Genomic DNA, 13,889 nt, shown 5'->3' on the forward strand with positions numbered 1-13,889 from the left:
TCATTCTGAGGGCTCGACAACCGCCACAATGCGACATGGTCCTCCCGATCCACCGGCGATCTTCATGGGCAGCGCGATGATTGTGAACCCATGTGTGGGCAGATGATCCAGGTCAGCCACGTTTTCCATCGCAGGGACGCTCGCCTCGCAAAGTCGCACATGCGAACCGAATTCACTTGACTGGCCGCGGTCGATGCTGGCAGTGTCGATGCCGACGGCGCGGATGTTTCGCTTGGTGACAAGCCAATCGGCTGCTACGGGGTCGAGACCGGGGAAATGCAGTTGGGCAACTGCCTCGCGGCCCGTGGCCGACGTGCCGAGATATTTTTCGCGATTCGGCCAGTATTGGCTGTAGCCGGTTCGCAGTAGCACGATTTTGTCTTTGAGTGACTTACCAGTCTTAGCTTCCCACGCCTGGAGATCTTCAACGGAAATCAGATAATCTCGATCCACGGCGCAACGCCCGGAGACGTCGACGCAGACGGCGGGGCCAATCAGCCGCCACAATGGGATCTGGTCAACGGTTTCTCGGTCGGCATAGAAATGGATGGGGGCGTCGATGTGCGTGCCCCCATGCTCGGCCGTGGCGAATCGGTTTGACGCGTAGTAGTAACCCTTGTCTGTCACGCCTGCCGATTCCTTCTCCAGCTTGAAACCTGGTTCGGTTGGCCAATAAATGGTGTCTTCGTCGAAGGAGTGCGTGAGGTCAACGAGATCCTCCGATGCGGATAATAGCTCTTCAGCGCATGTGCTAGTCTGGGCAGCCAGCATGATTAGCCCGAAGGCGGCTGAGATAGGAAATGCATTCATGGGGTTTTCTCCTGCAATCAGGTCTCGGTTTGAAACCGCAGAGAGTAGTTTCGCATGAACCCATGCCGGAATACAATTAGAAAATTCCATTGAGGCGCGTTCGCATGGCTATCTCGTCTTGCTAAGACGCAAGCGGCTAGGCTGCCCGGTTCAGGGGAGAGTAGCTTTCGCCGAGAGAATTGAATGCGTTGCGGACGACTGCCTCGCGGGAGGAATCGGCGAGAATCGCCTTCACTTGAGCAATGGCATAGCCCCGACATTGCAAGCGAATCAGGGGGAGTCCGATTGCTGCCAGCAGCAGAGCTCCCCCGAAGGTGGCCAGGCCGACTTCGTAAGCCTGAACTGCGACAAGTGCGAATCCCGTCAATACGAACACCGTCGTCGCTTCGAGTCCCACCCAAAACCAGGACCAGAGGTCGAGCGCTTGATGAATGAGATGCTCGTCAATCTGCGGCGAGCGGCTACTGGCGAACTGATAGAAGGATTGCCGCATGAGATCGTAGCGGTGCTCCAACCATTGTTCATCGGTGACCGTATCTGTGTCGATCCCGACTCGGCGGCCAAGTTCAGTGAGAATCACCTCAATGTCAAACCGCTCGCGGATCCCCAGCCAGTGGCCCAGATGGCTGTGAGCGCGAAACACTCGAGCAACCATCCCCACCGCAAGTGCGGGGAGAAGCGATCCACCTGGCACCGGCAGAGATTTTCCTTCGCTTGTTTCCAAGCCGACGTCCATCTGAGCAAGCAATTCATCCACGGCCGGGACGTTTATTCGCAATAACCAGAACGCGCCCAGTGCAGCGGCCGACGTAAACCAACAAATGCGATTGAGCATTGATTGGTAGTCCGTGACGGGGGCGAGAGGGTTGAGAGCCATGGGGTAGAGTTTAGAGGCTGGAGTCTAGAGATCAGGGATTTGGCGCAGCGGAGAATGGTATCGAAATGGACGCCCGTGTTGAAGGGCAAGTGGGTGCTGGCAAAATGCTACTTGCTTACTACATCGTCGAGCGGGTAATAGCAAGCGATTCCGCGAAAGCGTTGAAAATCTCGATCCGCGGTGTGGACAGTGGCTTCGTGAGCCTTGGCGATAGCAGCGATCTGGGCGTCTACGACCAGATTGCCGCCGGTGGCGCCAGCGGCTGTCAGTATGTCAATCACGTCAGAAACATGGTTTTGACTTTCCCCAAGCAAGCGGACGATCTTTCGATCAAGCCACGTTTGGATCAGTTCGGCTGACTGAACGAGACTCAGGGGTCTGCTGAAGGCACTTGGTTTCGTGCTTACCCGCAAGAAAGAAAAAACGACAGGATGGACCAGACCTACAGATTCATCGCCCGACAGAAGGTTTTCCCACCACTTTTTGGCAGCAATGTGCTTAGGCGACGCAGTGTCATACGCATAAAGTATTAGGCTAGAGTCAGGTATGATCAAGAGTTCGAATCCCTTGCTGAGGACTCTGAATCTTTCAGCCTCTCTTCCAGCTTTCGCGTGACCTCAAGATAACCCTCCACTTCCCATTCGGTTTCCAGATCGTGAACGTTGGCGATGTCGATACCTGATCGAACGCCCATGTTCTTCGCCTCCACAACAAATGGCTTTTCGTCCTTTTCGACTACCACATCGGCCAAACCTCGCCGAATAGCACGGTTGAGCGTCGCCTTGAAACTCTGCCCTGTCTGCTGCATGGCTTGCTTGAGTAGAAGCTCGACATCGGGATCGACAGTGACGGTGGTTCTCATATTGCAATCATAGCATCAGAATAAGTTGCTATCAAGATGCGAAGCATATGGAGGGATGCGGCCGCGCGAGATGCGCATATCCAACAAATCTTGCTTGATTCTGCGCATCACGGCGGGAGTTTTGTCGTGGCCAATTTTTGAAAACGGAAAAATAAAATAAAAAACTCGGAGAGACGAATGTGTTTTACCACTTTTTTTATAGTGTTTTCCTGAAATCGAGGCCGTAGTTTTGTAAACAAAAATCCGGCTCCCCGCTGACAAAATCTCAACTACTTTCGGCAACCGGAGGCCAGCAACCAACCGACGGATCTCGAGCCCGGACCATCCACCAGCCGTCCCGGGGTCGTCGGGACGGCTGATTCGGCTGACTGTGTTTCAAGGTTCAGTTGTCAATGAACGGCACAGCACAACCACCCGAAACAACGAGAGCTTGTACCGCGAGACTCATTTTCTCAAATCGGGTGGCCGAATTCTACAATTTTTTTTGTGCCATCTATGGAAGCTTCCACGAAGCAACCATTGGAGAGCCGCGAACGTTAGTGACCGGACTGGGTCGAGAATCGAGAGCCAGAATCGTAGGCCGAGAACAAGCCGTGCGCAGTTCCGGCAATGCTAAGGAAAGCGAGAGCGGAAGGTCAAGAGCCGGAGAGCGGCTGTTTAGTCTCTCGCAGAGACGCAGAGGCGCAGAGGAAAAAGAGGAGGTTGCAGTGCGTACACTGGTGTGCCTAGCAAAGTAAATTTGATTATTCTTGTTAGTTTCGTTGGTAGCTGAATTCGCGAGAATTCAGCCGTACGCAGAACCTGCCTCGAGCAATCTGAATTCTTGCGAATTCGGCTACAAGTGCGATCCGACGATGAGCTGCGATGGGGACACCTATCCTCAAGCATTGCTGTAAGTCGCTACTCTGGCCGGTGTCAGTCGGATACATAAGCGGCCTGAACCACATTCTGTGGTTGGGACATGCTATATTGCGCTCCGTCGTAGGGAGTGAGCTTCGTTTTGATGTCCGCGGGAGAGTGTCGCCAGATTGCGCCGGTAGCAGAGTCGGCAGCGAGTCCCAAGGGCCCGCCAATGAGTAAATTACCGGCAACCCAAGGGTTCATTTTGGGATTAATCGGCACTCGGGTTGGTTGGAAACCAGGTTTGGCAATCGTAGCTACGTATCGCGGAGGCTTTCTCAAGATGCCATTGCCCCGTTTCAGGCTAACTTTTGCGGGAGTCATGGCTGTGGCTACCGTTTCACCGTTCTCGTTCTGAATCACGACATTGGCCTGTGGTGGGTAGCTCTTGATGGCAACATCGTTGTTGCGACCGCTGACAATCGAAGCGCATCCACTTCCAACACCAAGACTAAGAAGCGTAAGGCCCAAACAGATCCGCTGTGAAGGATTCATGGTCGCCAACATGTCGAAGAGAATTTAACGAAGAGTTCTGCCACATCGGATCGGTTATACGACGACACGGCGTGAAGTTTTCACTATCGGCCTGAACAGCCTGAGGGCTTTAACATTGATATGCTAGCGGTTGCCATTTCTTGCTGATTTCGATTTAAGGTTTCACTCTTCGAAGCCAATATCCAGGCTGCCGGGAAGCATGTGAAACGGCGATGATCACAACTTCATCAGGCTCGATCAAGAAGTGGATGACATGCCTGAAGCGCTCCACGTAAGTGTAGCGCAGGTCGAGATCAGCAGTGGCAAATCCGCTCTTGGCGAATCGGTGAGGATTTGCTTCGATCTTGGAAAGAGTGTGATCCACAATCCGCCAAAATTCATGACCCAAGCCAGGGGACTGCGAATCGAGCCAGAGAGCCGCATCGGCAATCTCTTCGATTGCCGGGGAAATGATTCGGGACTTCAATTGCTTGGGCCTGCGGAGATTCTTTTCTCAAGGATTTCTCTGGCATCATCGAGACTGACACTTTCCATCTCGCCGTTGCGATACTTCTCAACACGACTACGAAGCTCCTGGCCATATTCTTCCGATGAGATTTCCTCGCCAGGCAATTCGAGGCTTTGCAGGATCTGGACCGCTAACTCCGCTCGTTGCGTTTGCGTCAGGGACAGAATCGATTCGATAAGTGGGTTCGCTGAAGTAGCCATACTTCGATTATGACTGATGGGACCGTTCACGACAATCTATTTCCACTCGACTCCGCCCGCTGTCCAATGACACCCCGGACCAAAGTGTTGGTCCGGCTAGGGATCTAGTAGGGGAAAAGGACAGATTCGTGTGCTAGAATAGCAACCAAGTTGCGGCTCGCCCACCTCCAGATTGCTCTGCCGAAATTGGAGTCAGCCGAGTAGTGAAGCAAGCAGAACTCTATTCGTAGTGAGCCCACATCCGTAGAATTTTTACTATCTTTTCTTCCTCTAGGACCTGATACACGAGGCGATGCTGGATGTTTATTCTTCTTGAAATAGCTCCTCTCAGGTCCCCCACAAGTCTTTCGTAGGGAGGTGGGTCTTGATAGGGGTTCTTTTTAAGAGTGGCCAAGAGCTTCTGAATCTTTGGTTTTAGGCCAGAAGATGCGGCCTTCTTCGCGTCTTTTTTCGCCTGTTTTGTGTAAACAAGCTTCCATTGCGTATCGGTCACCAGTCTAATTCCGTTTCCAAATCATCCGCTGGTGTTTGCATTCCCTCAACAATGGATTCACGCATGCCTGGAATTCCTAAAAGATGAAGCGTCTCTTGAATTGCGCGCCAGTCATCTTCAGAGATAAGCACTGCGTTTTTACGCTTGCCAGTGATTAATACAGGGCTGCTTGTGCTAGTAACCGAATCGATGAGGTTGTAGAGATCGGCTCGTGCTTTTGTGGCGGGGATGTCTTTCATACCTAAAGCGTACGCTATTACGTACGCCTAGTCAAATCGATTCAATTATTGCGGCTCATAAGAAGTTTGTACGCCAGAGGCCAGTAAAAAACCCCGCGCGGGACGAATCCCGGCGGGGTCTTGTTTTGCTTAGCCGACGTGCGGCTTAAGGAAAGCTATGGGGACACTCTAATCCATGTGATGTTGTAAGTCGGTGCTTCGGTTACAACCACCTCGCTGGGACAGCAGATAATCCCTAGTACTCTGGTTAGGCTTTCCTAAAATTCAAGATTTTGAGTAGGCTACCAAACTCTATTGGGTCCAATTGTTTGATGATCGAAGTGCCTTTGTTATCGATTGAAGCAAGATTGGCGGGACAACGAACTGGCTCAGTATGAATAAAGTTGTCTTGTTCAGAGTTGATTAGCCTTCCAACCGGAATCGTTTTCTTTGCGTACTGCTTAGTTGTAAAATAGAACGCTCGAAACCATCGCTCACCTCTTTCTTTACTAAGTTCTTCGCAAATTAACATGGGCCGTTGCTTGCCTTCGACTTCATAGACAAGGTGATCTTTTTTATGGGACTTTTTATCCGCAGGCTTTGCAGACTCCAAGTGCAGATGTACAAACTGCACGATGTCACCAGGAGTTAATCTGGGAGGGAGAATCATTGCTCGTCATCCTCACCAGCGGTATTACCACCATACATAATGCTCATTAGTCGCCGAGATTCTTTGACATCGTCGTCCATAAATCCTTCAGGCCAGTTCTTGATTCGGCCATGGTCGTCAATTTCGATACGCTCAAGCGAAGAACACTGATAAATACCATAAGTCTCGTCTAATTTATCCAGGCTGGCGAAGTAGATACCGATATTTGCTTGGCCGAGGGCAATCTTTTCCTCCAATATTTCTCGCAGGACTCTGCGAATTATCAGGTCGCTATGGGTTTCAATTAGCATATATTTTCCTGATTTGGCTTGGTGCATCAAGAACTCAGCAACTCGGAGTTGAAGGCTGGGATGCAAATGGACTTCAGGGTTTTCGACAGCCATAACTTCGAAGCGCCACATCAAGCCGGCTTGCACAATCAACGGCAGAAGCTGATGAAAGCCAGAACTCATTTGCCGGGGACTTGTCGGTTCATAACCAAAGCATTTTTGTCCAATTCGGGAAGCACTGCTAAACCCAGCGTAATGATGCTCATAAATTTCTATAAGGCGATCTCTACCCAATAAGTTTGAACCGTCCTTTCTCAAGTAACCAGTAGGAGCATCTCCCCATCCTCTAGATCTCGACAATAAGGAGCCGTCTTCATTGTGCCCTTCATCAATGACTATTGTTACGTTATCCAATAGAGTCTCCAACCACTTCGCTACGAATCCTTCAAACAAGTAGTCTTCATGCGGAGGGCATTCTGAAATGGGATCCATATGCATGTATGCAAACTGTCGCTGCAGCCACCAAGTTGCTTCTCCTTCCAAACCAACATGTCTAGAGTTGATGACTTCATCGCCGTCGAAAGGATAGCGGTCTGGATCTTGGTGCATTATATCTGAATAGTCGTGTTTGACCCTGATTGCACTGATATCGAAGAAACCTGAGAGAAGGATTGAGAGTAATTCCCGAAATCGAGTTATCGCAGTTTCGACAACTTGAAGGACACTGCATTCATCCATCACTCCTTTAAATTCTGAGACGTGATTCCTGCTCGGCTGATAATGGGCCAATTCAATCAGCTTAGCTTCATCGATTACTGTAATGCCAGGTACGAATTCTGCAGAACACTTGACAGAATAAGTCTCGGAATTCCCACTATCGATGTCATCGATCCCTTCAAAACAGATGACATACTCTTCATTCACCCGCAACTCAACCATGTGCCGGAGTCCGCAAACGGTTGAACTTTCCCAAGTAGTGGTCGGGTGAGAGATGCGAACCTGAAAACGCGTACCCTTCGAACACTTGCCAAGCCAAAAAAACTTTTGCATCTCGATGTATCGATTCACATCGTCATGTTCCGCAGTAGACAATTCAAAATCGGAAGTGGCCTCAAACTCTAGTCCTATTGTGCCCGGAAGTCCAAAGTTCCGTTTAAGTTCTTGGTCTTTGTAACTCGCTTCGGGAACACTCGGGTCCGAAAGGTGAATGGCCGCATTTGTAAATTCGAGATCATCAAAATTATTGTCTTCAAACGACAAGGAAAAGGGGAAATCAGGACGATCCAACGATCTATTGAGTATATTGATCGCCTTCAGCCAAGTAGATTTTCCCGAGCCGTTGGTACCACAGAGAATCGTCAACGGCTTTATGTCGAGACGAGAACCATGAAGATACGACCCGATTCCGCAGAGGGTGATTGCGCGAAGTGCTAGGTTAGCGTCCATATTCTCTTATTCCAGAGGAGTCTTGCCAGTTGGTGATTGTACCGGCGCCTATAGAGAACTGCAAAGAAAAAACCCCGCGCGGAACGAATCCCGGCGGGGTCTTGTTTCGCTAAGCCGACAAGCGGCTTAAGGAAATAAAAATTGGCGATACCTACTTTCGCGGGTACACCCACTATCATCGGCCCGGGGTGCTTAACTACTGTGTTCGGAATGGGAACAGGTGTGACCACCACGGTATGGTCGCCAAAAAAGTACGTGGCACTGGTAAGCACCACGCACTTATTGACTTTTTGGTGAATATTGCAAGAGCGGACTGAATGCGGAGTTTGGAATGCGGATTGTGGAATGTCTTGCGACAACACACAAACTCGCGATTCGAAACTCACAACTCCTTCGCTCGATTGATTTGTTCAAGCGAGTTGCTTGAACGAGAACCACAAGAGCGTTTGATAAATGTGGCCAAGCGTTCGTCCATTAGTACCGGTTAGCTGAATACATTACTGCACTTACACATCCGGCCTATCAACCTGATCGTCTTTCAGGGGACTCTCGGCTATTAGCCCACGAAACCTGATCTTGGAGCGGGCTTCACGCTTATATGCTTTCAGCGTTTATCCGTTCCGACCTTAGCTACCCTGCCGTGCCGCTAGCGCGACAACAGGAACACCAGAGGGTCGTCCTTCTAAATCCTCTCGTACTAAAGAAGAACCTCCTCAAGTTTCGTACGCCCACAGTAGATAGGGACCGACCTGTCTCTCGACGGTCTGAACCCAGCTCACGTACCACTTTCATTGGCGAACAGCCAAACCCTTGGGAGCTTCTCCACCCCCAGGATGTGATGAGCCGACATCGAGGTGCCAAACCGCTCCGCCGCTATGGACGCTCGGGAGCGATAAGCCTGTTATCCCCGGAGTACCTTTTATCTGTTGAGCGATGGCCCTTCCATACGGGACCACCGGATCACTAAGCCCTACTTTCGTACCTGCTCGACTGATAAGTCTCGCAGTTTAGCACACTTCTACCTTTACGCTCGATGCCTGATTGCCAACCAGGCTGAGTGTACCAATTGGGCTCCTCCGTTACTCTTTGGGAGGAGACCGCCCCAGTCAAACTGCCCAACTGACACTGTCCGTTGCCCGGTTTCACGGGAATCAACGTTAGAACTAAAGCATGCAAAGGGTGGTATTTCACCAATGACTCCCCCCGATCTGGCGATCGGGGTTCAAAGTCTCCCACCTATCCTACACAGTACATACCACAGCCCAATATCAGCCTACAGTAAAGGTTCACGGGGTCTTTCCGTCTAGCTGCGGGGACGTGGCATCTTCACCACGACTACAATTTCACCGGGTCACTAGTTGAGACAGTATTCCTCTCGTTACGCCTTTCATGCACGTCGGAACTTACCCGACAAGGAACTTCGCTACCTTAGGACCGTCATAGTTACGGCCGCCGTTTATTGGGGCTTCGGTCGTGAGCTTCACAATATAAATACTGCTAACCCTCTACCTTAACCTACCAACACCGGGCAGGCGTCAGTCTCTATACATCCACTTGCGTGTTAGCAGAGACCTGTGTTTTTGATAAACAGTCGGAGGAATCGATTTACTGTGGCCCCGAGCAGCTTGCACCACCCAGGGCACCCCTTATTGCGAACGTACGGGGTCATTTTGCAGAGTTCCTTAACTAGTGTTCTCCCGAGCGCCTTAGACTACTCATCTCGCCTACCTGTGTCAGTTTTAGTACGGTTATCGAAGCTTCAACCCTGAGAAGCTTTTCTTGGATATCCTGCCAATGACTTCGCGAACATAAATGCGCTCGGTCCCCCCGCTTGGTTTACGTAGACGGATTTACCTATCTACCACCTTGCGAGGATCCACGGACGTTTCTAGTCGTACCGCTCACTTTTCGGATACCGTCCCTCCATCGGTCCACTTCGATAGCGCAGGAATATTGACCTGCTGTCCATCGGCTACGCCTTTCGGCCTCGCCTTAGGAACCGGCTAACCCTGGGCGGAATTACCTTCCCCAGGAAACCTTAGGCTTTCGGCGGGCAGGATTCTCACCTGCCTTATCGTTACTCATTCCGGCATAAGCACCTGTAGACCCCGACACGGCTCCTTACGGTACCGCTTGTATCTGATCTACAGCGCTCTCCTACCAATCATTTCATCCGCAGAATCCATGATTCTACTGCTTCGGTGTAATACTTACTCCCGTTCATTATCGGCGCAGAATTGCTCGACCAGTAAGCTGTTACGCACTTTTTAAATGGTGGCTGCTTCTAAGCCAACATCCTGGCTGTCACTGCAATTCAACTTCCTTAGTGACTGAGTATTACTTCGGGACCTTAGCAGATAGTCTGGGTTGTTTCCCTCTCGACCGCGAAGCTTATCCCTCGCGGACTGACTCCTGATATAGTCGCAATGGTATTCGGAGTTTGGTTCAGCAGGGTACCCCGGGAAGGGCCCCAAACCAAATCAGTATCTCTACCCCCACTGCGTAGTGGATCAAGGCTAGCCCTAAAGCTATTTCGGAGAGAACGAGCTATCTCCAGGTTTGATTAGACTTTCACTCCTCCCCACAAGTCATCCCCTCGGTTTTCAACCCAAGTGGGTTCGGTCCTCCAAGCGGTTTAACCCGCCCTTCAACCTGCTCATGGGTAGTTCACCTGGCTTCGCGTCTACCGCCCGCGACAAAATTTCGCCCTATTCAGACTTGGTTTCCCTGAGGCTTCGGCCCGGAAGGCCTTAACCAAGCCGCAAACGGTAACTCGCCGGATCATTATGCAAAAGGCACGCCGTCACACATTGCGATAAATCGCCATAGTGCTCCGACCGCTTGTAAGCGTATGGTTTCAGGTTCACATTCCTCCCCTAAAAGGGGTTCTTCTCATCTTTCAGTCGCCATACTGAGTTCACTATCGGTCATCAGGGAGTATTTAGCCTTACGGGATGGTCCCCGTAGATTCAGTCGGAGTTTCACGTGATCCGACCTACTCAGGTACCTCTCGAGAGATCGCTCGCTTTCGTGTACGGGACTGTCACCCTCTGTGGTTCTTCTTTCCAAAAGATTCTACTAGTAAGCAATTTTGTGACTCTCATTTGAAAGGCCCTACAACCCCGCAAGGGAAACCCTCGCGGTTTGGGCTGTTTCGCGTTCGCTCGCCGCTACTGACGAAATCGATTTTTCTTTCTACTCCTGTGGGTACTTAGATGTTTCAGTTCCCCACGTTCGCCACGTGCAGCTATGAATTCACTACACGCCAATTCGGGAATCCCGGGATCAACATTTGTTTGTCAACTCCCCCGAGCTTTTCGCAGACTTCCACGCCCTTCATCGCCTCCTGATGCCAAGACATCCCCCATACGCCCTTAATAGCTTGGCCACATTTATCTAACGCTCTCGCTTTAAATAAATGGTGCTATTAAACCAGTTCACATCACCTTTGTGTGAAGTTCGCGTGCCAAAGCACGCTAGCCATACACAGACATAATGCGCCTGGTTGAGTAACGCTCGATTGATTCTTGTAATCTAAAGAGCAAAGGAGATCCGAACAAATCTTTTAAAAGTTCGACCTCAACACACCCTCTGCAAAAAGCATGGTTGCTGCCGAACAGATCTGAACGAATTTCAGATGCCACTCTTACAATATATATCACCAAATTGTCAAAGATCCTGCGGCTGACTTCGGGCTCCTTGCAAGGAAACCGTCCGATCAACCGTGGCCCTAACGGCCAGCCTGCTTTCCCAACTTCGCCCAGCCCTGCATTTATTAGATGCCGAGTGAACTCCGCTAAGTGAACAGGAGTCCCAGGAGCACTGCCTCCAGGGACTCTCATCCACTTCAGGGGAACTTCAAATCATAACAATTGCGGCCGACCTGTCAAAGGGGTAAATCGCCACAAATTGCGATTCCTCATCGAACGCAGAAGTTCAGGAGGAACGCGAATTCTAGAGATGTTCGGCAATTGTGCAAGGGGCTGGCTAGCCCATCTGGAAAGATTCTCAAACAGGGTGAAATTCCAGAGGTACTAACCCGGTCTAATCGCCAGAATTTGCCTCTTTTGAAGCCTTCTCGTTCCGTTGGAAAAATGCTCGTGCCCTCATACATAGCCAACCATTCACGAGAACTAGTAGAACGTGGACACCTAGATCAAACCAGAGAACGACCGACTGGGGCAGATTGAGACCACCGAGAAGGAGATCAAATATCGCATGAATCCCCATCATGAACCGGCCACCGGGGCCCGTCCACATGGAAGAGAGAGCTAAGGTAGCACCAATACAGAATGCTCGTTCATCGCCGTCACCAAAAAATAGCCCCGTAACGAACAGACTGGCCGCCACGATCCAGATTGCTCCGATCACCAACTGGGTCAGAGCCACGGGCAGGATCGCGGCAAAACCACATAGTATTGCAAACGCGGTCATTGCAATGAGCAATGTTTGCAGGCTGAAATGGAAACGAGAGTTTGAGACAGGCTGTTCGCTCACTGGGGAGCTCCTGATGAATCAGGGAGGCGAGTGGTGAATACTCCTATCTTAACAGCACCGCAGCTTAACACCACTCATGCGTAGCAGGCTCACTGAGTGTGCCTGCTACACTTGCCTAAGCCATCGCAACAGCTTCTTGGCTCGCACCGCTACCTTCGGTCACTCGATCAACCATGCTTTCTGAGGTGTCGTCAGTAGTGACACTTGCGGAAGCCTGCGTCATCTGGAGCGTTAGCTTCGTCGTTCCAAGTGGAATAGGGCAGTTCCCCAAGGCACTCCGCACCCGATTGCCAATGATGGTTGCCTCGCGTTTCGGGCTGCCAGGCAGCATGACGATGAATTCGCCACGTTCCAGTCGACCGAGCAGGTCCATTTCTCGGAGCCTTGTGCCGATGAATTGGCCAACGCTGTCGAGCACCAATTCAGTGACTGCTTCGCCATAGTCACGTTCTAACGCACTGTAGCCAATTACTTTCAAATACAAGACGGACAAATCAGCACCTGTACGATGACTCTCGGAAACTCGCCTTTGGAGTTCTGCCGAGAAGGCTTCCCGGTCTGGCAATTCCGCATGCTTATGGTCCATGGCAGCATTTCGACTGGCTGGCTGCGATGCGATCTGGTCGAAATCAGCAATAGGTAAACACCCTGCCCCATCATGCCAGAAGCTGCAATTGCGACCGGCACTCTTGGCACCGTAGGTAGCTTCGTCTGAGCGGCGCATCAAGCTAGCAGAATCATCCAGTTCAGTCGTCTCGGCTACTCCAATGCTGGCTGTCACGCTGAGCGACTTACCTTCGAAGCTGATTTTTGTGGCCTCTATAGCCTTTCGGACTCGCTCAGCGGCGATGCACGCGTTTTTGAGTGTTGTATTGGACATGATCAAGGCAAACTCTTCGCCGCCATAGCGGCAAGGGAGATCTGAAGCCTTGGCATTTTTCTTCAGCGTGGCAGCGACTTGCCTCAGCACTTCGTCCCCGGCAAGGTGACCATGCGAATCATTGAACTTCTTGAAATGATCGACATCGAAGAACAACAAGCTCGTTGGACGACCTTGCTGGCGAAACTCTTCGATTCCCTTTGCCAAGGCTTCGTCGAATGCCCCACGATTGGATAATTGAGTCAAGGAATCCAGCTTAGCTTGCGACTGCGTAGATTTGAGTTCTTCAGCTTGCGACTGGATCTTGCTCTCGGCATCTTCAAGTCGTTCTTGCAGCTTGGTATTTGCAGTCATGATCTGACGCAATGCATCTGCGATGAGAGCATCCTTATCATCGGCAGTTTTGTCCATCGACCCTAGCTGTTGAGATATTCCGCTGACAAACTGACTGTGAGCTCCGACATCGGAAGCCACATTTGTGGCAACGTCTTTCAGTTGCTGGACCGCCATGGCATTGCGTTCAGCATCGTACGGATTCATTCCAGCAGCAGCTGGCAGTTGATTTGTTCCCTTTGAACTGCCATGCCCCATGAAGTAGTAGGCACCCAGGAGACCAACGAGGAACGCCGTAAACGCAAGTGATGCATCTAGCAACACGTAATTGAGCGATACACCGAATAAAAGCATGGAACCGATCCTTCTTGGCAAATAATTCTTGTTGAGTCAGCAATCACGCATTGCAAAAAGCATCGCGCAAGTTCATT

13 protein-coding genes and 2 rRNA genes are annotated in these 13,889 nt (G+C 50.9%); all 15 read right to left on the reverse strand.

The annotated features are described in order from the left end of the window. The 15 genes from Pr1d_RS20005 to Pr1d_RS20075 all read right to left on the reverse strand — a co-directional run bounded on the left by Pr1d_RS20005 (position 1) and on the right by Pr1d_RS20075 (position 13,812). On the reverse strand, positions 1–810 hold the full coding sequence (locus Pr1d_RS20005; RefSeq protein ID WP_148075173.1) for a cyclase family protein: 810 nt from the start codon (positions 808–810) through the stop codon (positions 1–3). 136 nt (positions 811–946) lie between these two features. Then, positions 947–1,687: a hypothetical protein gene (locus tag Pr1d_RS20010; RefSeq protein ID WP_148075174.1), complete on the reverse strand. Its 741-nt coding sequence runs from the start codon at positions 1,685–1,687 to the stop codon at positions 947–949. A gap of 107 nt (positions 1,688–1,794) precedes the next feature. After that, positions 1,795–2,241, reverse strand: a complete 447-nt coding sequence (locus Pr1d_RS26775; RefSeq protein WP_148075175.1) for a TA system VapC family ribonuclease toxin — start codon at positions 2,239–2,241, stop codon at positions 1,795–1,797. Continuing rightward, the gene (locus Pr1d_RS20020; protein WP_148075176.1) at positions 2,238–2,549 is read right to left on the reverse strand and encodes a hypothetical protein; all 312 of its coding nucleotides are present in this window, start codon (positions 2,547–2,549) and stop codon (positions 2,238–2,240) included. Before Pr1d_RS20020 ends, Pr1d_RS26775 begins: the two co-directional genes overlap by 4 nt. A gap of 915 nt (positions 2,550–3,464) precedes the next feature. After that, the gene (locus Pr1d_RS20025; RefSeq protein WP_148075177.1) at positions 3,465–3,944 is read right to left on the reverse strand and encodes a hypothetical protein; all 480 of its coding nucleotides are present in this window, start codon (positions 3,942–3,944) and stop codon (positions 3,465–3,467) included. Positions 3,945–4,098: 154 nt separating this feature from the next. Then, a complete protein-coding gene (locus tag Pr1d_RS20030) occupies positions 4,099–4,410 on the reverse strand; it encodes a type II toxin-antitoxin system RelE/ParE family toxin (RefSeq protein WP_148075178.1) in 312 nt (103 codons plus the stop codon). After that, positions 4,407–4,652 (reverse strand): addiction module protein, encoded by a 246-nt coding sequence (locus Pr1d_RS20035; protein WP_210417790.1) that lies wholly within the window; start codon positions 4,650–4,652, stop codon positions 4,407–4,409. Before Pr1d_RS20035 ends, Pr1d_RS20030 begins: the two co-directional genes overlap by 4 nt. Before the next feature lie 220 nt (positions 4,653–4,872). Beyond that, positions 4,873–5,145 (reverse strand): Txe/YoeB family addiction module toxin, encoded by a 273-nt coding sequence (locus Pr1d_RS20040; RefSeq protein WP_210417791.1) that lies wholly within the window; start codon positions 5,143–5,145, stop codon positions 4,873–4,875. Beyond that, a complete protein-coding gene (locus tag Pr1d_RS20045; protein ID WP_148075181.1) occupies positions 5,142–5,384 on the reverse strand; it encodes a type II toxin-antitoxin system Phd/YefM family antitoxin in 243 nt (80 codons plus the stop codon). Before Pr1d_RS20045 ends, Pr1d_RS20040 begins: the two co-directional genes overlap by 4 nt. Before the next feature lie 247 nt (positions 5,385–5,631). Next, positions 5,632–6,033 (reverse strand): hypothetical protein, encoded by a 402-nt coding sequence (locus Pr1d_RS20050; protein WP_148075182.1) that lies wholly within the window; start codon positions 6,031–6,033, stop codon positions 5,632–5,634. Continuing rightward, positions 6,030–7,748 carry a DUF3696 domain-containing protein gene (locus Pr1d_RS20055; protein ID WP_148075183.1) on the reverse strand — a complete coding sequence of 573 codons (1,719 nt, stop codon included), beginning with the start codon at positions 7,746–7,748 and terminating at the stop codon, positions 6,030–6,032. Before Pr1d_RS20055 ends, Pr1d_RS20050 begins: the two co-directional genes overlap by 4 nt. A 139-nt stretch (positions 7,749–7,887) precedes the next feature. Further along, positions 7,888–7,996, reverse strand: a 5S ribosomal RNA gene (gene rrf, locus Pr1d_RS20060). Between the two features lie 207 nt (positions 7,997–8,203). After that, a 23S ribosomal RNA gene (locus tag Pr1d_RS20065) occupies positions 8,204–11,136 on the reverse strand. A gap of 656 nt (positions 11,137–11,792) precedes the next feature. Beyond that, positions 11,793–12,245 carry a hypothetical protein gene (locus tag Pr1d_RS20070; protein ID WP_148075184.1) on the reverse strand — a complete coding sequence of 151 codons (453 nt, stop codon included), beginning with the start codon at positions 12,243–12,245 and terminating at the stop codon, positions 11,793–11,795. A gap of 115 nt (positions 12,246–12,360) precedes the next feature. Then, a complete protein-coding gene (locus tag Pr1d_RS20075) occupies positions 12,361–13,812 on the reverse strand; it encodes a diguanylate cyclase domain-containing protein (protein WP_148075185.1) in 1,452 nt (483 codons plus the stop codon). Positions 13,813–13,889: the final 77 nt, after the last annotated feature.

Origin of the sequence: Bythopirellula goksoeyrii, from assembly GCF_008065115.1 — a bacterium.
In the GTDB taxonomy this organism is placed as follows: Bacteria; Planctomycetota; Planctomycetia; order Pirellulales; family Lacipirellulaceae; genus Bythopirellula; species Bythopirellula goksoeyrii.

Coding starts and splice junctions, on each gene's coding strand:
- Pr1d_RS20010 (WP_148075174.1), bottom strand. CDS start 1,687: ATGGCTCTCAACCCTCTCGCCCCCGTCACGGACTACCAATCAATGCTC.
- Pr1d_RS20050 (WP_148075182.1), bottom strand. CDS start 6,033: ATGATTCTCCCTCCCAGATTAACTCCTGGTGACATCGTGCAGTTTGTA.
- Pr1d_RS20035 (WP_210417790.1), bottom strand. CDS start 4,652: ATGGCTACTTCAGCGAACCCACTTATCGAATCGATTCTGTCCCTGACG.
- Pr1d_RS20005 (WP_148075173.1), bottom strand. CDS start 810: ATGAATGCATTTCCTATCTCAGCCGCCTTCGGGCTAATCATGCTGGCT.
- Pr1d_RS20055 (WP_148075183.1), bottom strand. CDS start 7,748: ATGGACGCTAACCTAGCACTTCGCGCAATCACCCTCTGCGGAATCGGG.
- Pr1d_RS20020 (WP_148075176.1), bottom strand. CDS start 2,549: ATGAGAACCACCGTCACTGTCGATCCCGATGTCGAGCTTCTACTCAAG.
- Pr1d_RS20025 (WP_148075177.1), bottom strand. CDS start 3,944: ATGAATCCTTCACAGCGGATCTGTTTGGGCCTTACGCTTCTTAGTCTT.
- Pr1d_RS20045 (WP_148075181.1), bottom strand. CDS start 5,384: ATGAAAGACATCCCCGCCACAAAAGCACGAGCCGATCTCTACAACCTC.
- Pr1d_RS20075 (WP_148075185.1), bottom strand. CDS start 13,812: ATGCTTTTATTCGGTGTATCGCTCAATTACGTGTTGCTAGATGCATCA.